The organism is Acidisoma sp. L85 (assembly GCF_009765865.1).
In the GTDB taxonomy this organism is placed as follows: Bacteria; Pseudomonadota; Alphaproteobacteria; order Acetobacterales; family Acetobacteraceae; genus Acidisoma.
Window position 1 is genome coordinate 17,912 of record NZ_LMUQ01000048.1, and the last position, 20,458, is coordinate 38,369.

The window sequence follows — 20,458 nt, forward strand, 5'->3', positions numbered from 1 at the left end:
TCAGGGCGTGACAGGGCAGTGGGGGCCGCTACCAGATACCGGGATATCAGCAGCAAAGAGGGAACAATGTATACGCTCTGTATCCGCTACACGCTTGACCCGAACCGGATTGGCGGGTTCCGCACCTATGTCGAGAATGAGTTACCCGTCATCCGCGAGGCCGGCGGGCGCAACGTCGCCTACTACCTGCCGACGGATTTTGCCGGGCCGACCAACATCGGCTACGGGCTGATCGAGATTGAAACGATGGCCGAGTACGAGCGGTATCGCGAGGCGCTTGCCGAGGATCCGAACCATGCGCGCAGCGCGACCGCGCTAGCCGCGAGCGGCGCCGTGTTGAGCATGGAGCGATCGTTCATCCGTCGATACGGCGATGGTCATTAACATAGGGCGTGTGGTCCGCCGGGGAACACGCCTGGCAGTATTCGTAGAATGGATTGTGTTGTGGCAGGCATGAGGTAAAACAGGATGCTACTCGTGTAGAGGAACCGGCATGGCGGAAGTGGTTTGCGCGGAGGCTCTGACGACCGCCACGAGAATCAGTCGCTGCCTCCTGCCATGTGCGATTTGTCGGTGTCTCAAGCGAAATAAAACTTGGGCTAGGGGACACGACGGGCCGAAATTCGTGCTATTCAGAAAGACGATCGGCCGGCGCAAGACTGGACTGTCAATGAGGTAGCTTGGCAGTCCTCCGCAGAGCCGGGCACGGCGCCGCGACCTACCGGAGCAGAGAACCATGGCCGACGACACAAAATCCGCCTCCGACGACAAGCCCCGCGTCCCTGTCTCCGAACCCCCGGCTGGGGCGGTTTTCGAACCCTATGAAAGCCCGGCAGGCGGGTGGGGTGCTCTACACGCAACCGCCAATGCGCTGCGAGAACAAAGCATCGTGCTCAAGGGCTCGAAGGCACTTCTGTCCATGAACCAGCCGGAGGGTTTCGACTGCCCCGGATGCGCCTGGCCGGACCCCAAACACACGAGTTCCTTCGAGTTCTGTGAAAATGGCGCGAAGGCTGTGTCCTTCGAATTGACCAAACGCCATGTCACCCGGGAGTTCTTCGCGGCTTACACGGTCACTGAACTCGCCAAACATTCCGACTATTGGCTTGAAGAACAAGGGCGGCTGACCGAGCCCATGCGATATGACGAAGCAACCGACCACTACGTTCCTGTCAGCTGGCAGCAGGCTTTCGAAACGGTGGCCAGGCATCTCCATGCGCTGGAGAGTCCCGACCAAGCCGATTTCTATACCTCTGGCCGTGCGTCAAATGAATCGGCCTTCCTGTACCAGCTCTTCGTGCGCCGCTTTGGCACGAATAATTTTCCCGACTGCTCAAACATGTGCCACGAGGCGACAAGCGTCGGGCTTCCCGAGAGCATCGGGATCGGCAAGGGGACCGTCCTTCTTGAGGACTTCGAGGCGACGGACGCCATCTTCGTCATTGGACAAAATCCCGGAACGAATAGCCCGCGGATGATGACCGAGCTCCGCAACGCCTCGCGGCGGGGTGCGCCGATTGTCGCCATCAATCCGCTGCGCGAGCGAGCCCTGGAGCGTTTTGCGGCACCGCAAGCCCCGATCGAAATGGTCACTTTTAGCGCGACCCGGATCGCGAGCGAATACTGCCAGGTGAGCGTCGGCGGCGACGTGGCGGTGCTCAAGGGCATCATGAAGTTTGTCCTCAATGCGCATGATGAGGCGTTGGCTGCCGGCGACCCGCCAGTACTGGATCTGCCCTTCATCCAAAAACACACGCTCGGTTTCGGGGAACTCGTCAAAGACATCCAGAACACTTCTTGGGACGACATTCTGCGCGTATCGGGGGTCTCGCGTGGTCAGATCGAGCGCATGGCGCGGATATACATTCAGGCCAAGTCGGTCATCATCTGCTTCGGCATGGGCCTGACCCAGCATAGACGCGGCACCGAAGCCGTGCAGCAGGTCGCCAATCTCCTATTGATGCGTGGCAATTTCGGTCGCCCCGGCGCAGGGATCTGTCCGGTGCGCGGTCATTCGAATGTGCAGGGCGACAGGACGGTCGGCATTGACGAAAAACCGAGCGCTGAGTTTCTTGGCCAAATCGAGAAGGCCTTCGGCTTCCGGCCACCCCAGCATCATGGTCATTCTGTCGTTGATTCGCTGCAAGCGATGATCGACGGCCGCTCGAAGGTATTCGTGGGTCTCGGGGGCAATTTTGCCGCGGCGACACCCGATACCGAGATCGTGCAGGCAGCAATGCGGCGTCTTTCCCTGACCGTCGGCATCAACACTAAGCTGAACCGAGGCCATATGGTTCATGGCCGCGAGGCTCTGATCCTGCCGTGCCTCGCCAGAAGTGATATCGACACGCAGGCCACCGGTCGGCAGAGCATCACGGTCGAGGACAGTATGTCGATGGTGCACGCGTCAGCCGGCTTGGTCGAACCTCCGAGCGCTTCACTGAAGTCAGAAGTTGCAATCATCTGCGGCATGGCGCGTGCCACTTTGCCGGACAGTGGCATCGACTGGCGGACCTTCGAGGACGACTACAACCTGATCCGCGACAAAATCGAGGAGGTGTTTCCTCACCTCTTCACTGAGTTCAATGCCCGTATCCGCGTTCCGGGCGGATTTCACCTATACAATGGTCCTCGGGAACTTGTTTGGAAGACGCAGACGGGCCGCGCCAATTTTCTCATCTGCGATGGGCTGGCTGAAGATCCCGCGGCACAGAACCCCGCTGCCCTTCGGCTCACTACGATCCGAAGCCACGACCAATACAACACGACAATCTACACGCTCAACGACCGCTACCGCGGCGTGTTCGAGGGCAGGATGGTGGTTTTCATGAATGCGGAAGACATGGCGGATCGCCGGATCGAACCGAATACGCCCGTGGAGTTAGTCTCACTTGTGGACCCGCAGGTCCGCAGAACGGTGAGCGGCTTCAAGGCTCACCCCTACAACATCCCGCGCGGCTCGATTGCCGCTTACTACCCTGAAACCAACGGGTTGATGCCGCTGAGCCACCACGACCCCAAGAGCAAGACACCCTCGGCCAAATCCATTCCCGTAATTGCTCAGCTTATGGCGGGCTAGGCCAAAGATGGGCGGCCCGTGCCAGGTCTTTGCCGCGTGCGCTGGACGACCTTCGCGAAAATCTGCCAGCCGAGATCGAGAGCTTTTTCAGGAATCACAATCGACTGAATGGCGGCGATTTCGGGGTCACGGGACGCGGTAACGTCACGGCTCCTCAAAGGGCAGTCGAGAAAGCGAAAGAGAGTTTGAAGTTCGGAGATTGCCGTCTCCGTTCGGCTGCCCTTCGGGCGGAAGCCTCAGGCCTCCTCAAAACTTGCGCATCAACGGCGAGGTCGTGAGGCCTTGTGCGTCGCTCCGTGTTCCATGAACATGTAGTGTAGAAAAGGTATGCGGTTCCCAAGCCGGTCGCCGCCAGGATGAGCGTTCCAATCTTTACGCTGCAGTCTCTAGTCGGACAAGATGCACCGCAATCATCCTCTTATAGGTGCGATGTGACTTCTTTGCCCCCAAAGACTGCGAGTAAATTTACGAAAGCTGCCGATGCCTCCGAAGCGTGAGCTCCTCAAGATGGCCCCACCCCAAGGCGATGAAGCCGCCGCAGCAATCTGCGCCGTCATCCGTCGGATCCCAAAGGGCTGGGTTGCAACGTACGGCCAAGTCGCCGCGATGGCTGGGCTACCGAGGCGGGCCCGTCTTGTCGGCCATGTGCTCCAAAACCTTGGCGAAAAAACCGACATTCCGTGGCACCGCGTTGTCAGCGCCAAGGGCGAGGTTTCTTACAGCCTTTCCCGCAATGGAGGAGACAGGTTGCAGCAGCGCTTACTCGAAAAGGAAGGCATCGAGTTCGGCGACAAGAACCGCTTTGACTTGGAGCGCTTCCGCTGGTTTGAGTAACCGGTCAGTCTGCCTCGCCCCAGAGTCTGTCGAATAAGTGTAGGGCGGCGTATTGGAGCAGGATGATCGTCTTGCCGTCGCGGATCTCTCCGCGCTCGATCATTCCAAGAGCCTCCTCGATCGCAATCTCGATGACGCCGATATCCTCGCCTTCCTGGGCGTTGCCACCGCCGTTGCCGACACGGCTCGCGGAGTCGTAGGGAGCGACGAAGAAGTAGAGCCTCTCGGTGACGGAACCGGGGCTCATGAAGGCGTCGAATACTTGTCGGACCGCGCCGACCTGAAAGCCGGTCTCTTCCGCGGCCTCCGCACAGATCCGCTCCTCCGGCTGGGCATTGTCGAGCAGACCAGCAGGTGCCTCGATCAGAAGATCGTCGTGGCCGTTAACGAAGGCCGGATAGCGGAACTGCCGGGTTAGGATCACCGTCCGGCGATCGGGATCGTAGAGGAGGATCGTGGCCCCATTGCCCCGGTCGTAGGTCTCCCGCCACTGCTCCTGCCACGCCCCGTCCGTGCGGCGAAAACTGAAGCGGGTCTTCTTCAGGACATACCAATCCTCGGAGAGGGTTTGGATTTCATGCACTCGGACTCGATCGGCAACACTCATTGCGCTTCGCTTTCGTCACCCGTTGCCGCAACCCCGGCGGGCTGGACTAAACGTGCAGTCTCGTGCAGAGTCAAGCAGACTCATGCAACCCACGGTGACAGGTGCTTACGAGCGAGCGGAAAGCCTTGATCCTGAGCCTGCTGCGGCGCGACGGGCGAGTGATCGCGAAGGCGCTCAGCCAAGAGCTCGGGCTGTCGGAAGACACGATCCGGCGCGATCTGCGCGACCTGGCGGCCGAGGGCCTGCTGCAGCGCGTTCATGGCGGCGCGCTACCGACCTCGCTGGCAATGGCCGACATGCGCGAACGCTGGCGTGTCGCGCCCGATTCGAAGGACGCCGTCGCGCGGGCGGCGGCGAAGATGGTACTTCCGGGCCAGGTCGTCATTCTCGACGGTGGAACGACTGCCGTCCGGATGGCGCGGTATCTGCCATCCAACCTTCGCGCGACCGTGGTCACCCACAGCCCGAGCGTGGCCGTCGAGCTGGGCGCGCATGAGGGGATCAGTGTCGAGCTGATCGGCGGACGGCTGTTCAAACACTCCGTCGTTACTGTCGGCGCCACCGCCATGGAGATGATCGCGCGTATCCGCGCCGACGCGTTCTACATGGGCGTGACGGGCGTCCATCCCGAGATGGGACTCACCACTGGAGATGGCGAGGAAGCCACCATCAAGCGCGCTCTCAGCCGCCAGGCGGCTGAGACGATTGTTCTCGCGTCGCGCGAGAAGCTCGGAGCAGTTTCCCCGTTCTTGGTTATGGGTCTTGGCGAGGCCGATAGTTTGGTTATCGAGCCCGGTGCGCCGGGGGAACCTCTAACGGCCTATCGGGCGGCGGGTCTGGCGATTATCGAGGGATAGACTGGCGCTTCTTCGTTGGGCGAGGACGGAAGCGAGCTTGGCGGCAAACCGAAATCTCGTGACCCGGGCGGAACGCGCTGAACGCAGATCGATAGCGTGTCCCACCCTCTAAATCACGACAACACTACTCTGCAGCGATGCGATGTTCTTCCCAGCTGAGGCCGAGACGAGGGCGCAGCCATTGCGCAATGTCTTGCACAGCCTGGTTGGCTTCGGGAGCGGAGCCCGCCAGGAAGTGGAAGACGTGCTGCTGCTCGGGATAGACGTCGTATCTAACCTCGACGCCCGCGGCGCGCGCGGCATCGACCAGCCTCGCGGCATCGTCCAGCAGGGTTTCGTCGCCGCCGACCTGCACATAGAGCGGCGGAAGCCCAGCAAGATCAGCATAAAGCGGACTCGCGAGCGGATCGCGTCGCGCGACTGACGTGCCGTCATCTCCAAGATAGACGGAAGACAAGTGGTCGACGACGTGCCGCTTCACGAAATGATCCTTCTCGTGATTCGAGACGACGGATGGCCCCGTCACCAGAAGATCAGTCCATGGCGATAGCGGCACGCTCGCGGCCGGCAGCGGCAGGCCCCGTTCGCGCAGCAGGAGCAAGGTGGTCACCGCCAGCGCGCCGCCCGCGGAGTCGCCGATCAGCCCGATCTTTTCCGGCTGGAACCCCTCGGCGAGAAGCCACTGATAGCTGCGCACTGCATCTTCAACGGGCGCCGGATGCAGATGTTCCGGCGCGCGGCGATAGTCGATGATCAAAACCGGTACGCCGACCACTTTTGCGATATGCCCAAAGAGTTTGCGGTGACTATAGGGCGACCCAACGACATAGCCGCCGCCATGCGTAGCCTGCAGGACGCGATCGGACGCGCCGCCTTTGGGTATCGCCCAGAGCGCTGACACACCGCCAGCATCGACTTCGGAATAATCGACGCCGCGCGGCTCAGCCGTGACGTCGCCCCAATGCTCGAAGAGCCGGCGAACGTCTTCGATCGGCAGGTCAGGGTTTTTGCCCGGCACGCTCGACTATAAAGTGTCGGAGATTGCGTGGCGCGCCTTTGCCAATTCCGCCATCACCTCAACGATCGCGACTGCCATCTCGGTCGCGGTGGGCACTCTTGCCGCCTATGGTATGCTGCGTTTTCCGAAAAAACACGACGGCTTCGCTCTGCAGCTGCTTTCTGTGAGGATGTTTCCCCCTATCGCCGTCGTGGTGCCGCTGGTCATCCTTTTCTCCGCGTTGAAGCTAGCCGACACGCATCTCGGATTAATCCTCGCCTATGCGGCCTTCACCTTGCCCTTCAGCACCTGGATGATCCGAAGCTTCATCGAGGAGGTGCCAACCGAGCTGGAAGGTGTCGCCCGGATCTACAGGATGAGCCAGTTCGGAGCTTTCGTCCACATTGTCTTGCCGCTCATCCGTGGTGGATTGTTGGCGACCGCGTTGTTTGTCTTTATCTCAACTGGTCGGAATTTCTCCGCGCTCTGACGCTTACCTCCGGCGGCATTGTCACGGTGACGCTCCAGGTCGCCAATTGCGTCTCGGCGAGTTCTGGGAAGCTTTACGGCGTGCAGGCGGCGATGGGCACGATCTCGACGATTCCTGTGATCGTTTTCGGCTATCTCATCCAACGACATATGGTGCGTGGTCTCACCTTTGGTGCGGTCAAGCGGTGACTAAATGACGATGAAGCTGGTCCTCCGCAATATCTCGAAGGCGTACGACCAGAAACCGGCGGTGCGGGATCTGTCGTTCGAAGTTCGTACCGGCGAGTTCTTGGCGCTCCTTGGTCCTTCGGGTTGCGGGAAATCGACGACACTCAATATGCTTGCCGGCTTTGAGGCTCCCGATCACGGGGAAATCCTTGTGGACAGCCGGTCAATCGTGGCAGAGAGTCGCCATTGGCCGCGCGATTGCTCATGCCGCCGATGTTCTTCTCCTCGACGAGCCTCTAACGAATTTGGACGCGCGTATTCGCCTGGATCTCCGCACGGAGTTTCGCCGGCTCCACCGCGCGCTTGAACAGACGATTCTCTACGTGACGCACGATCAGGTAGAGGCGCTGAGCCTCTCCGACCGTATCGCCCTGATCGATGGCGGGCGGCTGCACCAAGCGGGGGCGCCTCGTTCCCTCTATGAGCGGCCGGCGAGCCAGTTCGCCGCCAGCTTCGTGGGCACCCCGCCGATGAATTTTCTGACCGGTCGCCTCACCTGCGGGAATAGTGGAGCCATGGTCAGCGGGCACGGCTTCTCCATCCCCTTGGGCGGGAGTTTTTCTTCGACGGTGAGGACCTAGACCTGTCCGTGGGTATTCGACCCGAGGATTGCCGTGTGGCATTATCCCATTCAAACTTGACGCCCTTTGGCGCAAGGCTTGTGCGCCGTCAATATCTTGGTGATCATGGCATTCTCGAGTTGATTCTCGGGGATGCCTATATCAGCGTCGTAGTGCCACCGACTTTTTCTGGTCCAGACACGGAAGACGCAATGCTATGGATAGGCTTCATGCCGGGCAAGATTCACCTGTTTCGTCAAGACGGCAGCGCCGCGCTTTACCAGAGGAGCTAAGCCTATGTGCCAAGCGTGTAGAAATGCGTCAGCTTTGCCGGGCCCGTTCACCTATACTCATTTCTCCCAGGATCTAGACCTTCCGGCGCAGCGAACACTCGCTGAGGTTAGACCTACGTCTGGTCTCAGCTCGGTCAGATTGCGCTATACGAGATCCTCGTCAGGGAGGGATTCGATGCCGCTCGCGCCACCATCAACCGTCTAGTGAAGGCCCGCTAGCCAATTCGAGTCAGCGTATGGTCTCGTGGGTCGTCGCGGACCGCGATGCGGCCGGCACTGGACTTCGAGAAAAGGGGAGGGGAGTAGCCGGATGGGTGAGAATGAGATTCGAGAGGCGCTCAATCGCCACTGGGCCGCCTCGGACGCAAATGAATTCGACATCGAGCACGACATATACCGAGAGGATGCCGTGCTCGAATATCCCCAGTCGGGGGAGCGCATCAGGGGCCGGCACAATATCCAGGCCTCTCGCGTCGCGCAGCCAAACCGCAAGCGCTTCACGGTGCGCCGGATCGTCGGCACCGGCGACCTTTGGGTCACGGAATTCACCCTCGCCTATGACGGCCGGCCCTCTTACACGGTGAGCGTGATGGAGTTCCTGGATGGCAAGGTTGCCCGCGAGACCCAATACTTCGCCGACCCTTTCGAGCCCGGACCGTCGCGCGCACAGTGGGTTGAGCGGATCGAATGAATCCGGCGCGACATTAGGCTTCCCGCGCGTGCTCCGCCGTGCGGAGCTGCCCGTCGATACAGTGGAACTCGCGCGTTTTCTCATTGGCAAAATGCTCGTGCGGATGCTGGCCGAAGGTGTAGTGGGCGGCCGCGTCGTTGAGACCGAGGCCTACAGCATCGGCGACGCCGCGGGTCACGCCTATCGCGGCATGACACACCGAAACCGGGCGCTTTTCCTTGAGCGTGGGCACGCCTACGTCTACCTCGCCTATGGCATCTCGCTCATGCTGAACGTCTCGAGTGAGGCTCCCGGCGTCGGTGCGGGCGTCTTGATCAGGGCGATCGAGCCAACCGATGGCATCGGCATCATGGCGCGAAATCGCGGCATCGAGCGGGTGAGGGACCTGGCGCGGGGCCCGGGGCGGCTATGCGCAGCCTTGGAAATTGATCGCCGTCTGGACGGGATCGACCTCTGTCAGGCCGGCCCATTGTGGCTCGGATCGGACGGTCAGGCGTCCGGTGAGATCGGGCAAAGCAAACGGATCGGCATCACGCGTGCAGCCGATAGTCCGCTGCGATTCTACGTTCTGGGCAGTTCCTTCGTCAGCGGTCCACGGGTACTCAATAGATGAGATAAGAAACGTTATGGGCGAGGAAGCCGGTCAGCCCCTGTTCCCCGGTCATCCGCAGATCACGCTCACCGCCTTGCGCGCAATCTCTCTCAGTTCAGAGCGGGGTATCCCGGCGCGGGCGCGGATGGCGATCGTATGCAGCATGGCGGATGCGAGCATTGCGAGTGCTGCGGGATCTGCGCCGTCTTTCAGTTCGCCCTTGTCTTGTGCCATTTGCAGCCGCGCTTCTAGGTCGGAGTCCAGCATGTGGACGCCCTCCGCAAGAGCCTTGCGGATCTCGGGGTCTTCGACAGCTTCGGTTGTCGCGGTTCCGATTGCGAAGCATCCGCGGGGACGGCCGTCGCCCGAGAAATAGATCGAGAGCTGCCCATCGTAGAGGCGCATCAGCGCCGCGTTTAAGCTCTCGTCAGGGTCCGCGAGCGCCTCGCGCATCGACACAAGGCTTAGTTGCCAATACTGCTCGAGCGCCTTGAGATAGAGTGTGTGCTTGTCGCCAAATGCCGCATAGAGGCTTGGCCGGTTCATACCCGTTGCGGCGGAGATCTCGTCAAGCGACGTGCCGGAATAGCCGGTCTTCCAGAAGGCATCGATTGCCTGCCGGAGCGCCGCCCGCGGATCATAGGCGCGAGGCCGCCCTCGGGGCCTTGGCTCTACATCCTTATTTTGTACCATACCGCATAAAATCCTTGACGACAACCTCGCCGAGCCATATTTATGCGATTCGGTACGAAATTCAATGGTGCGTCATGAGGTTCTGTTTCTCTCTGCTGGCCTGTTCGATGGCTTCCTCAGGCCAGGCGTGCGCACCGACGGCAGTGACCTGCTGAGGTCTGGGAGATCATCCAATGGATACGCAATTCGATGAGACGGTTGCCGCGAGCCTTGATCGCTCCGTAACAGGCCGGTTCCCTACAAGGCCACGAAAGACACTGCGGGAACGCCTCCGCCCCTTCCTGTTGCTCGGTTTCCCCCTGCTGCTTGCGGTGGCCGGCGGCGCCTACTATGTCGCCGAAGAGCCCTATGTCTCGACGGACGACGCTTTCGTTCGCGTCGCAAAGGAATCCATCAACGCCCGGGTTTCTGGGCAAGTCGTCGAAATAGCGGTCAAGGACAATCAGCGCGTCCGGATGGGCCAACTCCTGTTCCGCATTGATCCGCGGCCCTACCAGATTGCAGTTGCTGAGGCCGAGGCGCGGCTCGGCAGTGCGCGGCTCCAGATCGGCGAGCTCAAAGCGACGTACCGCCAGCAACTGGTGGAGCTTCAATCGGCCAGAGATTCGGCGGAGTTCGACGAGCGTGAGTATGCCCGCAAGAGCACGCTCGTCGCCGATAATTGGACCCCCCGCGCGGTCTACGAGCGGGCCCAGACAGATCTCAAAGTTGCCCGCCAGCACATCGCATCGATTGAGCAGCAGATCGCCAACACTGTGGTCGCCTTGGACGGCGACCCGAATATCGAGATTGATCGTCACCCAACAGTTCGCCAAGCCCAGGCGGAACTCGATCGCGCGCTGCTCGATCTGTCCTACGCGGCCGTCGTAGCGCCTGACGACGGCGTTGTGACTAATGTCGACGAGATGCAAGTTGGCGACTACGTCAGCACGGGCTCCGCAGTCTTCTCGTTGCTATCGAGCCGGAGGATTTGGATCGAGGCAAATTTCCGCGAGACCGACCTCACTCATATGCGCCCCGGCGAAACAGCGACGATCGCAGTCGACGCGTATCCGGATCGCAGCTTCAAGGCACATGTCGTCAGCATGAGTCCGGGCACGGGATCCGAGTTCGCGGTCCTGCCGCCGGAAAATGCAACTGGCAATTGGGTCAAGGTGGTCCAGCGCCTGCCGATACGCCTCGAGCTGGATGCGGTGGATCCGAACCAGCCCTTGTTCTCAGGAATCAGCGTCACGGCGAGCGTCGATACCAACCATCGCAACTCGTTGATGGGTCTGCTCCACGCGGCGTCAGCGATGGAGATCCCAAGATGACGGCCTCCTCCGCGTCGCGTGCAACGCCCAAAGGCCATCGCGCAATCACCGCCGCGGCTCTGATGGCGACCTACATGCAGGCGGTCAACATCACCCTTCCAAATGCCGCCGTGGCGGACATACAGGGCTCGTTGTCGATGGCCGAGGACGAGCTCGGTTGGGTTTTCACCTCGTATATCGCGGCAAGCGTCATCATCATGCCGATCACGGGCTGGCTGGCGAGCCGCTACGGCCGCAAGTTGGTCTATCAGCTTTCGATCGCCGGCTTCGCCCTCGGCCTGGTGCTGGACATATGTGCCACGACGCCGATCCAGTTTGTTATTGCCCGGATCGTCCAAGGCGCCGCGAGCGGCACGCTAGCGCCACTGTCGATGGCGATTCTGCTCGATCTGCTGCCGCCAAAGTATCACGCCCGAATTAGTTTGGTTTGGACCCTCTGCCTGATGCTGGGCATCGTAAGCGGCGCTAGCATCGGTGGCCGGCTAAGCGAATATAACGGCTGGCGCTCGATCTTTTATATTGGCCTGCCGATGTCGGGCTTCATCTTCCTGGTGATGGCGCTATCGCTTCCGGAAAAAAAGGCCTCGCAGACTCAGCCCTTTGACTTCTTCGGCTTTGCGAGCTTCCTGCTCGGCATGACCGGGTTGCAGATGCTGCTCGACCGCGGCGAACGAGTGGAATGGTTCGCCTCCGCCGAAATCTGGGGGGAAGCCATAGCCTCGGCGCTCGGCTTTTATCTCTACATCGTTCATGTCCTGACGGCGAAGACGCACTTCCTCAACGAGGCGCTGTTCAAGGACCGCAACTTCATCCTCTCGACCATCATGTTTTTCGCGTTTGGCTTCATCCTGCTCCCGACACTGGCCTTGACGTCGCCGATGCTGGAGCAACTGCTCAACTACCCTGTCGATACCACCGGCTATATGACTATCCCGCGCGGCGTCACGCTCCTGGGTGGGCTGATCCTGATGAGTTTCGTTCCGGCCCGGATCGACAATCGGCTGTTCGTGGTCGGCGGGATGGCGCTCGTGGTGTATGCCAACTGGCGAATGCTCGACTATTCACCCGTCATGGATTGGCGGCCGGTCGCCATCGCGGGGGCGCTACAGGGCCTTGGCCTAGGCATCCTGATGCCGGCGCTCACCAAGGCGGCGTTCAGCACGCTCGATCCGAAGTTCCGTCCGGAGGGCACCGCACTCTTCAACCTGTCACGCCTCTATGGCAGCACGATCGGTGTCGCAGTGGTCCAAGTCTTCTTTTACGACAACACGCAGGCGATGCACCTGGCACTCGCCAAGAATCTCGTGCCCTACCATGCCGCCACCCATGCCACGGCGGCATCGGCCTCCTTGCGGGGGCTCGCCATGCTCAACGAGGTGATCACCGGTCAGGCGGCTGTCATTGCCGTCATCGACCAGTTCAAGGTCCTCATGATCGCCATGCTGGTCGTGAGCCCCTTTGTCCTGTTCCTTCGAAAGCCCCGTGCGGCCAGCGGCCCGAACGGGTGAAGGCTGTCCGTTGTTTGTGCGCGGCTGGCCCTGAGTACAAAGGAGCGTGAGCATGACAACCCCCGACACACTTCGCTATTCGAGAATCCATCTCGCCGATGGATTTTCGATTCAGCTGTCGGTTTCGGCACGCTAATTCCCGATCTTCTCGCAACCAAAGAGGCGACCAAGACCGCGCTCGAAGTGAGATTTCGCCATCTTGATTGTGCGGAACGATACCGAAATGAATAAGCGGTCGGCGAGGCGATGGAGGATTCCATCAGTGCCGGCACGCTTCGGCGGGACGAACTCTTCGTTACGACGAAGCTATGGAATAACAACCATCGTCCTGTCCGGGTCAAACCTGCCTTCGACGCGGGTCGCCGACGGTTGCGTGTCGACGATATCGACTCTTACCTGATCCCCACCCCTTTTGCCTTTCAACCCCGGCGACGAGCAGGACCAAGAGACGAGCACGGTCAGGTCATCTATGATTCCGGGGTCACACTCGTCGAGACCTGACGGGCGCTCGAACGCCTCGTGGATGACGGCAAGTGCAGGGCGATCGGCCTATCCGATATTACTTTGGAGAAGCTTCGTGAGATTGTTGCGGCCGCGCGGATCAAGCCTGCGGTCGTGCAGGTCGAATCCCATCCTTACCTGCCCGAATGGGAACTGCTCGACTTCTGTTAGCAGCACGGCATTGTGCTGCTCCCATTCGCCCCGCCGGACATGGGCTTGAACCGAAAGTGACGGAAGATTCGGCTATCACGGCAATTGCCAGGCGCGTCCACAAGACCCCTGTACAGGTTGCCTTGGCATGGGCCGCACAGCGTGGCGCCGCTTTCCTGACGACCTCGAGCAAATCTCAGCGCATTCGGGAGAACTTCGATATTGCAACGCTGCCGGAAGACGCCATGCGGGAGATTCAGGACAACCTCACCACGAAAGTCCGCTTCAACCAGCTCGTAGGAGCTGGTCTATCCGGATTTTTCCTCGACCCACCTAGCGGTGTCGCATGCCGCCACCTCGTCAAAGTTTCTAAGAATTTTGTCCTTCCAGTTTGATACGAAAGGGGTGTCCCAATCGCGCTAGCTCGATGCCGTCAAACACCGGAAGCAATCGCCGCATCGTTCGTCAGATACGCATCGAGCAAAGCGACGCCGAGCTGGTCTTTCGCGTGCGCAAGAGCAGGACATCCGAGGCCAGCAGACTCATCCTCAATCCGCTCCATCAAATGCCGCCGTTAGACAATCATGTTGGAGCTAGCACGCATCGCGCCGGGCGGCTGGCCCGTCACGCGCTTGAAGGCCCGGCTGAAGGCGGCCTGGGAGCCGTAGCCCAGGCGCTCCGCCACCGCATCGATCGGCATCCGGCCGCGACCGATCCACTCCATCGCGAGGCGCATACGCAACTCGGCGACATAGCGCAGCGGCGTCTGGCCGGTGATGGCCTGGAAGCGCTCGGCAAAGAGGGAGCGCGAGCTGCCGGTTTCCGCCGCCAGCGCCGCCACGGTCCAGTTGCGTCCGGGATCGCGATGCACGGCGCCGATCGCACGACTCAAACGCGGGTCGCGCAAAGCCTCGACCCAGCCGGTGGCGTCGCCGCAGCCAGACTCCACCCAGCCGCGCACAATCGAGGCCGAGACCACATTCGCGAGTTGCGAGAGGATACCCGCCGAACCGGCGCGCGGCGTGCACACTTCACGCTCCATCGCCGCCAGCATTGGCGCGATCTCGGGCTGACGGTCCAGCAGCGTACTCACCTGCATCATCTCAGGCATGAGCGCGATCAGTGCATGCATGGCGCCAAGATCGAATTCCATGCAGCCGCTGAAAACGAGACAGTCCGCCGTTCGGGACGTCTCCGTGCCGTTCGCGCAGACGGCGACAAAGCAGACGCTTTCGCAAAGCTGCGTCGATTCGAAACTCTTCACGTCACGGCTCGGCATATCCGGCGCGGATAGCAGATCATGCCGGCCGCCATTCGGCAGCAGCACCGCATCGCCCTCCCGCAGTACATGCGTTACCCCCGCCTGATCCCGCAGGTAAAGGCTGCCGGCTGCGACAAAATGGAACAGCGCCCGCCCAGGCGAGGTGCCGAACTCAATGCCAAAGGGTGGTGCCAGCTGTAGCCGGCGATACTCGATGCCATGGAGACGCATCCCCAACAGCAGTTCGCTCACCGGGTCAAAGGCGGAGCTATCGCCTTGGTGCCTGCCGTGTCTGGACGAATGGTCAAACATTCCGGAGAAACTGGCATGGATCGTCCGCTCTGTCGAGCCTATCATGCTGCACTGCAACCGAGCTTACGAATGGGACGTCCGCATGAGCGACTACTCCTCCACCATGACCCTGCCTCAGGAGACCACCCCAGCCTGGGGCGCGGTCGTCTCGATGATGCTGGGCGTCTTCGGTCTGGTGACAGCCGAGTTCCTGCCCGCGAGCCTGCTCAGCCCCATGGCACACGACCTCGGCGTGACGGAGGGCTTGGCCGGTCAGGCCGTGACGACCACTGCGGTGCTGGCGCTGGTGACGAGCCTGCTGGTGACCTCGGTGATCCGCAGCCTGGATCGGCGCCTCGTGCTGATGTCGTTTTCCGTGCTGCTGATCGCCTCGAACCTTCTTGTCGCGAGTGCCCCGAGCCTCGGGATGCTGCTGCTGGCGCGCATGTTGCTGGGCGTGGCCCTTGGCGGTTTCTGGACGATGTCGGTGGCGGTCACGATGCGGCTTGTGCCGATGGCGCTGATCCCGCGAGCGCTCTCCATCCTCTTCAGCGGCGTCTCGGCGGCCACGATCTTCGCGGCACCCTTCGGCAGCTACGTCGGCAGCATGGCCGGTTGGCGGGATGTGTTCCTGATGGCGGCGGTCCTTGGTGGATTGGCACTCATGGTCCAGTTTCTGACCTTGCCGCGCATGGTGCCCGAAGGCGCCACTCCATTGCGAACCTTGCTCGCCCTGGTTCGACGGCCCCGCATGGGGCTTGGCATCCTCGCGATCCTGCTTGTCTTCTCAGCGCATTTCGCCTTCTTCACCTATATGCGGCCGTTTCTCGAAACCATCACGGGCGTGGCCGCAGCCGGAATGGCCGGCATCTTCCTCGCCTTCGGCATCGCGAATTTCTTCGGCACAATGCTGGGCGGCGTGATGCTGGAACACAAGATGCGGTTGACGATGGTGGTACTGCCCTTGCTCATGGCCGTGGTGGGCCTGGGCCTCGCCATCTTCGGCCACGCGCCCGTTGCCGCCACGGCGCTGGTGGCGCTTTGGGGCCTGGCTTTCGGCGCCATGCCAGTCGCCTGGTCCACATGGATGACACGCACGGTGCCCGACGAGGCGGAAAGCGGCGGCGGGCTGCTGGTCGCGACCATTCAATTCGCCATCGCCGCCGGGGCTGCCCTCGGTGGGGCGGTCTTCGACAGGACCGGCGTGACGAGCGTCTTCATCCTCGGCGGTGTGGTTTCGCTGGCGGCGGTGGCGATTGTTCTGGCGGTGGTACGGCCTGCGGCGCCGGTCAACGCCTAACCGAGAAAGGCTTGCCGATCGTTCGAGCTTGAGGCACCTGCTGACAGCAACGGACCCTCATCGGATTAGGCGGATCTCTCGTGTTGGACATTTTATGGCGCGGCGCGGCCATCGGTATCGGCGCCACGATTGTCATGGATCTCTGGGCGATCCTGCTGTCCCAGGCCCCCGGCCAATCGCGGCCCAACTGGGCGCCGGTCGGCCGCTGGTTCTGGCATCTGCGCCGCGGGCGGGTGTTCAAGCCCGATTTCGCCACCGTCGCGGCCTACGAGAACGAGTTGGCGCTGGGCTGGATCGGCCACTACGCGGTGGGCATTCTCTACGGCATCATCTTCGTGATCGTCGTCGGTCGCGGCTGGCTTGCAGCGCCCACTCTCCTGCCGGCCTGGATCTTCGGCATCATCACCATCGCCGCCGGATGGTTCCTGCTCCAACCCGGCCTTGGCATTGGCTGGGCCGCTTCGAAAACCCCGAGGCCGAACATGGCGCGGTTCCTCGGCCTCGTCGCCCATACCTTCTTCGGGCTCGGCCTCTACGGCACCGCCTTGCTGCTGCGACAGGGGTAAGCACGCTCAGCCAAGCCCACCAGCCATCCCGTCGATTTCTCGGCCCACGTCAGCGGCGGTCTCAAGCACGGTGCTCGCCGCAAGCCGGTCGAAATTCCGGCTGTCCAGGTTTGCGCCGCTCAAGACGAGAACGACGCGGGCATTCCTGGGCAGACGGGAACCGAGACGGGAAAGCCCGATCAAGCCCGCCGCCGCCCCAGGCTCAACAAGCAGGTGGGCGGCCAGGGCGAGCGTCTTCGCACCGCTGAAAAGTTCGTCATCAGACGCCAAGACGATGTCGTCGATGTGACGCAGCACGGTCTCAAGCGTAAGACGAGCGGGCACACCCTGAGCGAGCGACTCGATCTCGGTTCGCACCGGACGCGTTACGGCACTCTTCGCAATGAAGCTTTCAAACATCGATGGCGCCTGCGACGGCTGGACACCGATCACCCTTGCCCCAGGGTGCTCAATCTTCACTCCCAGGGCAGTTCCTGCTGCCAACACCCCACCGCCCATAGGGACAAAGACCATGTCAATTCTATCGAGCGCAGACCCGATCTGCAGGCCAACCGTCGCGGCGCCTTCGATTACGAACTTGTCTTCGCCATCGTCAACGAACAGAGCATCGATACCCGTGCAGAACTCCTTCGCAAGTGCCTTTGCATCATCACCATCGGAGCCACCTACAGAGACCTCCGCGCCAAGCAACCTTATTTTGCTAAGCTTCATGGGATTTGGATTAGATGGAAGGAATATTCTGCATCTGCGTCCGAGTAGCCTGGCCGCGTATACCACGCCCTGTCCATGATTAACGACGGCGCTCACTGACACAGTTGTCGGCAACGGCAACACGAGCGGTTCCGAGATCGACAAGTTCCCTGCATTTCGGCGTGACGGCGCTACCGGCCAAGCGCGCAAAAGCGCCACTGATCGCGGAATGTCACGCAAACTTCGAATGCCGGCTCGCCGATGACACGCTCATCGACAAATACAACTTCTTCATCTTCGAGGTTGTAAAGGCTGACGTTGCGAAGTCACCGGGACACCCAGAAACCCTGCACTATACTGGTAATGGTTTATTTCATGGTCTCCGGCAAAATCATCACCCGCCGATCGCCGTTTTGGCCAGAGATGCTATAGCGCGGGGGCCGAACAGAGGTCGCTTACTTGGAGGAATCCTAGGTAACTGGTCCCGGGGGTGTGATGGAGCGGATTGAGCTTGTCTCTTCTTGACCGGCTTGTCGCCTTCGACTTCAGGGCAGCGACTGACCCCGTGCCGCTGCAAGCACCTATGCAAGGATGATCGTTGTCCAGCTCCCATGGAAGACTTGAGCCATAGCGCACCCTTCCATTGACGCGAAAGGAGTGCACCATCAGGTGCTAGGTCTTTACACCTAGTGTAGGATCCGATCTCCACAGCGAACCATGAACCGCTCGAAGGCAAGCTCGGCCGCCGCCAGTACGTCAGTCAACTCATCCTCCCAGTTCGCCACTCGCGCGGCCGGCTCAACTTTGTCGCTCTTCGCCTGCCTGTGACACGGACAGATGTTCATGTTCAGCCTCTCCCTTCTCGTGTTCGACCAAGCCCACTGATGCCGGTCGCAAGCTTCAGGTCGATGTCGCTCTAGCCGCAATCGGTTACGGCTGTAACCTTCATCCCAAACCGGCCCGACGGGCAGAGCTCCTCCGAGCATAGGAGCCATCCCGCGACGGTAGCGCGTCCCTCCATTGCAGCGGCGGAGGGACCACTGCTGCGGAAGCTGACTACCCCCTTAGCTCGGGCCGAAGTCTGTGTTCCCAGTGCGTGCTTCCCAGGTCGCTAGGTCCTTGAGCAGCGCCTCGCTGTGGCCACGAATGGCCGCCACGGCGTCGGCGCCGAGTTGCAGCCGCAGCGGCGTGTCCGGCGCATTGAGCGCGGCCTCAATCGCGGCGGCCGCCTTGCGCGGGTCGCCGCTCTGCGTGCCGTTCATCTCCCGCGCGAACAAGCGCGTGCCGCCGACGATATCTCCATACGCTGACATCACCGGCATGTGCCGCATGGCCTGACCGGCGAGACTGGTGCGGAACTGCCCCGGCTCGACGATCAGCACCTTTATGCCGAATGGCGCGACTTCCTGCGCCAGCGCCTCGCTGGCGCCTTCGATGGCGAACTTCGTTGCCGAATAAGCGCTGAAGCCGGCGAAGGACAATTGCCCACCCAGACTGGAGATGTTGACGATGGCGCCGCCGCGCTGTGCGCGCAGAGTCGGCAGCGCGGCGCGGGTCACGTGCATCGCTCCAAAGAAATTAGTCTCCATCAGGGCACGAAATTCGGCGTCCGGGGTTTCCTCGAAAGCACCTACCACGCCGTAACCCGCATTGTTGATGAGCACATCGATGCGCCCGAAACGTGCGACGGCCGCGATGATCGCCGCAGCCGCATCATCCGGGCGCGTCACATCGAGCGGGACAGCCATCACGCGATCCGGCGCCGAATTGGCGAGCGCCTCAAGGGTGGAAACCTGACGGGCGGTTGCTACGACGTTGTAGCCCTGCGCCAGGGCATGCTCGGCGAAGGCCCGGCCGAAGCCCGAGGAAGTGCCGGTGATAAACCAGGTCTTGGCGGTCATTGGCGGTCTCTCCTTCGCTATCGACCCGGCGGGGGTGCACAGCGATCTTACGGCGGACGGGCTCGGTTACCAGCCGGTTTAAATCGAACAGCTACGTCGATATGCTGCATGAATGGATCGCGATCTGCTCAGCCATTTCCCGGTCGTCTTGGCGGTGGCGCAGCGCGGCGGATTTGCCTCAGCGGCGGCGGCGCTCGACATGAGCCCCTCGGCGGTGAGCCACGCCGTCAAGGCAGTGGAGGAAAGGCTGCGACAGCCGCTTTTCGTGCGCACGACCCGTAGCGTCGCGCTGACCGAGGCGGGGGCGGGTTTCATCGCCTCGATCGGCCCGGCCCTGGCGACGATCCAAGAGAGCGTCGAGCGCGTTCGATCGGCAAAAGGGCGGGTTGCGGGTGTTCTGCGGCTCAACGCTTCGCGCCTTGCGCTGCCGTTGGCAATCACGCCGGCGATCGTGGCGATGAGCGGGCCTTATCCGGATCTGACGATCGAGGTCACCCTGGATGAAGGCCTCGTCGATATCGTTGCTGCGGGATTCGATGCGGGGGTGCGGCTTGGCGAGATGATCGCGCAGGACATGGTCACGGTTCGCCTAACAGGGTCGTTCCAGGCGATCATGGTGGCGGCGCCCGCCTATCTGGCGACTCACGGCGTGCCGGGGTAGATCGCGGACCTCGCCGCACATAATTGCATCGGCTACCGGCTAGTTGCCTCCGACGCGGCCTACGCCTGGGACCTCCAGGATCGCGGCCGAGAGATTTCGGTTTCAGTGAGCAGCAGCGTGCGCGTGACGGATTCAGTCTATGCTCGCGAACTGGCGCTGCAGGGCGTGGGAATTGCCTATATCTTCGAACCTCTCGTCCGGCACGACCCGCGGGCGGGCCGGCTGCGATGTGTCCTGCCGGCCTGCGGCATCGAAGAGCCTGGTCTGTCTGTTCCTTTATTTTCCTCGATACGCCTCTGAGACGCCCAAGCTACGGGCGTTCATCGAAACGCTGCGCAAGACGATAAGGGTGCCGCGCTCGAACTAGCGCCCGGCGATTCCTGTCAGCACCGGCCG

Annotated in this window: 23 protein-coding genes and 3 pseudogenes; 19 read left to right on the forward strand and 7 right to left on the reverse strand. The window is 61.6% G+C overall.

Annotated features, from left to right (window positions below; translation table 11 throughout):
* Window positions 1–66 precede the first annotated feature (66 nt).
* The 3 genes from GSQ83_RS13725 (at window position 67) to GSQ83_RS13735 (ending at window position 3,913) form a co-directional block, all read left to right on the forward strand.
* Complete coding sequence (locus GSQ83_RS13725; RefSeq protein ID WP_158803442.1) at window positions 67–384, forward strand: NIPSNAP family protein; 318 nt, start codon at window positions 67–69, stop codon at window positions 382–384.
* A gap of 352 nt (window positions 385–736) precedes the next feature.
* On the forward strand, window positions 737–3,079 hold the full coding sequence (locus GSQ83_RS13730; protein WP_158803443.1) for an FdhF/YdeP family oxidoreductase: 2,343 nt from the start codon (window positions 737–739) through the stop codon (window positions 3,077–3,079).
* A 507-nt stretch (window positions 3,080–3,586) separates the two neighbouring features.
* Window positions 3,587–3,913 carry an MGMT family protein gene (locus tag GSQ83_RS13735; RefSeq protein WP_158803444.1) on the forward strand — a complete coding sequence of 109 codons (327 nt, stop codon included), beginning with the start codon at window positions 3,587–3,589 and terminating at the stop codon, window positions 3,911–3,913.
* A gap of 4 nt (window positions 3,914–3,917) precedes the next feature.
* On the opposite strand, the gene GSQ83_RS13740 is transcribed toward GSQ83_RS13735, so the two are convergent.
* Entirely contained in the window at window positions 3,918–4,496 is a 579-nt protein-coding gene (locus GSQ83_RS13740; protein ID WP_371418016.1) for an NUDIX domain-containing protein, read from the reverse strand.
* Between the two features lie 149 nt (window positions 4,497–4,645).
* Here GSQ83_RS13740 and GSQ83_RS13745 point away from each other — a divergent pair, with 149 nt between their 5' ends.
* Complete coding sequence (locus tag GSQ83_RS13745) at window positions 4,646–5,377, forward strand: DeoR/GlpR family DNA-binding transcription regulator (protein ID WP_216850156.1); 732 nt, start codon at window positions 4,646–4,648, stop codon at window positions 5,375–5,377.
* 124 nt (window positions 5,378–5,501) lie between these two features.
* On the opposite strand, the gene GSQ83_RS13750 is transcribed toward GSQ83_RS13745, so the two are convergent.
* Window positions 5,502–6,395, reverse strand: a complete 894-nt coding sequence (locus GSQ83_RS13750) for an alpha/beta hydrolase (protein ID WP_216850158.1) — start codon at window positions 6,393–6,395, stop codon at window positions 5,502–5,504.
* 13 nt (window positions 6,396–6,408) lie between these two features.
* Here GSQ83_RS13750 and GSQ83_RS13755 point away from each other — a divergent pair, with 13 nt between their 5' ends.
* The 7 genes and pseudogenes from GSQ83_RS13755 (at window position 6,409) to GSQ83_RS13785 (ending at window position 9,248) form a co-directional block, all read left to right on the forward strand.
* Window positions 6,409–6,864: a carbohydrate ABC transporter permease gene (locus GSQ83_RS13755; protein WP_158803447.1), complete on the forward strand. Its 456-nt coding sequence runs from the start codon at window positions 6,409–6,411 to the stop codon at window positions 6,862–6,864.
* A gap of 26 nt (window positions 6,865–6,890) precedes the next feature.
* A complete protein-coding gene (locus tag GSQ83_RS13760; protein ID WP_158803448.1) occupies window positions 6,891–7,052 on the forward strand; it encodes a hypothetical protein in 162 nt (53 codons plus the stop codon).
* 10 nt (window positions 7,053–7,062) lie between these two features.
* Window positions 7,063–7,224, forward strand: a pseudogene (locus GSQ83_RS31310) (ATP-binding cassette domain-containing protein); the annotation flags it as partial.
* Window positions 7,225–7,240: 16 nt separating this feature from the next.
* Entirely contained in the window at window positions 7,241–7,672 is a 432-nt protein-coding gene (locus tag GSQ83_RS30580; protein ID WP_254065680.1) for a hypothetical protein, read from the forward strand.
* Between the two features lie 8 nt (window positions 7,673–7,680).
* Window positions 7,681–7,944 carry a TOBE domain-containing protein gene (locus GSQ83_RS13775; RefSeq protein WP_256367232.1) on the forward strand — a complete coding sequence of 88 codons (264 nt, stop codon included), beginning with the start codon at window positions 7,681–7,683 and terminating at the stop codon, window positions 7,942–7,944.
* A 310-nt stretch (window positions 7,945–8,254) separates the two neighbouring features.
* Window positions 8,255–8,635, forward strand: a complete 381-nt coding sequence (locus GSQ83_RS13780) for a nuclear transport factor 2 family protein (protein WP_158803452.1) — start codon at window positions 8,255–8,257, stop codon at window positions 8,633–8,635.
* A 28-nt stretch (window positions 8,636–8,663) separates the two neighbouring features.
* Window positions 8,664–9,248, forward strand: a complete 585-nt coding sequence (locus GSQ83_RS13785; RefSeq protein WP_216850160.1) for a DNA-3-methyladenine glycosylase — start codon at window positions 8,664–8,666, stop codon at window positions 9,246–9,248.
* Between the two features lie 48 nt (window positions 9,249–9,296).
* On the opposite strand, the gene GSQ83_RS13790 is transcribed toward GSQ83_RS13785, so the two are convergent.
* Window positions 9,297–9,920, reverse strand: coding sequence for a TetR/AcrR family transcriptional regulator (locus GSQ83_RS13790; protein ID WP_158803454.1), 624 nt, complete (start codon window positions 9,918–9,920; stop codon window positions 9,297–9,299).
* Between the two features lie 311 nt (window positions 9,921–10,231).
* Here GSQ83_RS13790 and GSQ83_RS13795 point away from each other — a divergent pair, with 311 nt between their 5' ends.
* The 4 genes and pseudogenes from GSQ83_RS13795 (at window position 10,232) to GSQ83_RS29925 (ending at window position 13,787) form a co-directional block, all read left to right on the forward strand.
* Window positions 10,232–11,233: an HlyD family secretion protein gene (locus GSQ83_RS13795; protein ID WP_254065681.1), complete on the forward strand. Its 1,002-nt coding sequence runs from the start codon at window positions 10,232–10,234 to the stop codon at window positions 11,231–11,233.
* Window positions 11,230–12,741 carry a DHA2 family efflux MFS transporter permease subunit gene (locus GSQ83_RS13800; RefSeq protein ID WP_174246664.1) on the forward strand — a complete coding sequence of 504 codons (1,512 nt, stop codon included), beginning with the start codon at window positions 11,230–11,232 and terminating at the stop codon, window positions 12,739–12,741. Before GSQ83_RS13795 ends, GSQ83_RS13800 begins: the two co-directional genes overlap by 4 nt.
* A gap of 246 nt (window positions 12,742–12,987) precedes the next feature.
* A pseudogene (locus GSQ83_RS31315) lies at window positions 12,988–13,413 on the forward strand (aldo/keto reductase).
* A 56-nt stretch (window positions 13,414–13,469) separates the two neighbouring features.
* A complete protein-coding gene (locus tag GSQ83_RS29925) occupies window positions 13,470–13,787 on the forward strand; it encodes an aldo/keto reductase (protein WP_216850164.1) in 318 nt (105 codons plus the stop codon).
* A gap of 38 nt (window positions 13,788–13,825) precedes the next feature.
* On the opposite strand, the gene GSQ83_RS30890 is transcribed toward GSQ83_RS29925, so the two are convergent.
* Together GSQ83_RS30890 and GSQ83_RS13810 are read right to left on the reverse strand one after the other, a co-directional pair.
* Complete coding sequence (locus GSQ83_RS30890; protein ID WP_256367069.1) at window positions 13,826–13,954, reverse strand: hypothetical protein; 129 nt, start codon at window positions 13,952–13,954, stop codon at window positions 13,826–13,828.
* A gap of 12 nt (window positions 13,955–13,966) precedes the next feature.
* Window positions 13,967–15,010, reverse strand: a complete 1,044-nt coding sequence (locus GSQ83_RS13810; RefSeq protein ID WP_254065682.1) for an AraC family transcriptional regulator — start codon at window positions 15,008–15,010, stop codon at window positions 13,967–13,969.
* 37 nt (window positions 15,011–15,047) lie between these two features.
* Between GSQ83_RS13810 and GSQ83_RS13815 the strand changes: the two genes are divergently transcribed.
* Together GSQ83_RS13815 and GSQ83_RS13820 are read left to right on the forward strand one after the other, a co-directional pair.
* On the forward strand, window positions 15,048–16,244 hold the full coding sequence (locus GSQ83_RS13815; RefSeq protein ID WP_158803456.1) for an MFS transporter: 1,197 nt from the start codon (window positions 15,048–15,050) through the stop codon (window positions 16,242–16,244).
* An 80-nt stretch (window positions 16,245–16,324) separates the two neighbouring features.
* Window positions 16,325–16,810 carry a DUF2938 domain-containing protein gene (locus GSQ83_RS13820; RefSeq protein ID WP_158803457.1) on the forward strand — a complete coding sequence of 162 codons (486 nt, stop codon included), beginning with the start codon at window positions 16,325–16,327 and terminating at the stop codon, window positions 16,808–16,810.
* Between the two features lie 6 nt (window positions 16,811–16,816).
* Here the strand turns inward: GSQ83_RS13820 and GSQ83_RS13825 are convergent, their stop codons facing one another.
* Window positions 16,817–17,665, reverse strand: a complete 849-nt coding sequence (locus GSQ83_RS13825; protein WP_158803458.1) for a threonine/serine dehydratase — start codon at window positions 17,663–17,665, stop codon at window positions 16,817–16,819.
* A 17-nt stretch (window positions 17,666–17,682) separates the two neighbouring features.
* Here GSQ83_RS13825 and GSQ83_RS30950 point away from each other — a divergent pair, with 17 nt between their 5' ends.
* A complete protein-coding gene (locus tag GSQ83_RS30950) occupies window positions 17,683–18,009 on the forward strand; it encodes a flavin reductase (protein WP_305782248.1) in 327 nt (108 codons plus the stop codon).
* Between the two features lie 555 nt (window positions 18,010–18,564).
* Here the strand turns inward: GSQ83_RS30950 and GSQ83_RS13835 are convergent.
* On the reverse strand, window positions 18,565–19,401 hold the full coding sequence (locus GSQ83_RS13835; protein ID WP_158803460.1) for an oxidoreductase: 837 nt from the start codon (window positions 19,399–19,401) through the stop codon (window positions 18,565–18,567).
* A gap of 112 nt (window positions 19,402–19,513) precedes the next feature.
* Here GSQ83_RS13835 and GSQ83_RS30585 point away from each other — a divergent pair.
* Window positions 19,514–20,362: pseudogene (locus tag GSQ83_RS30585) on the forward strand (LysR family transcriptional regulator).
* The last annotated feature ends 96 nt before the right edge of the window (window positions 20,363–20,458 follow it).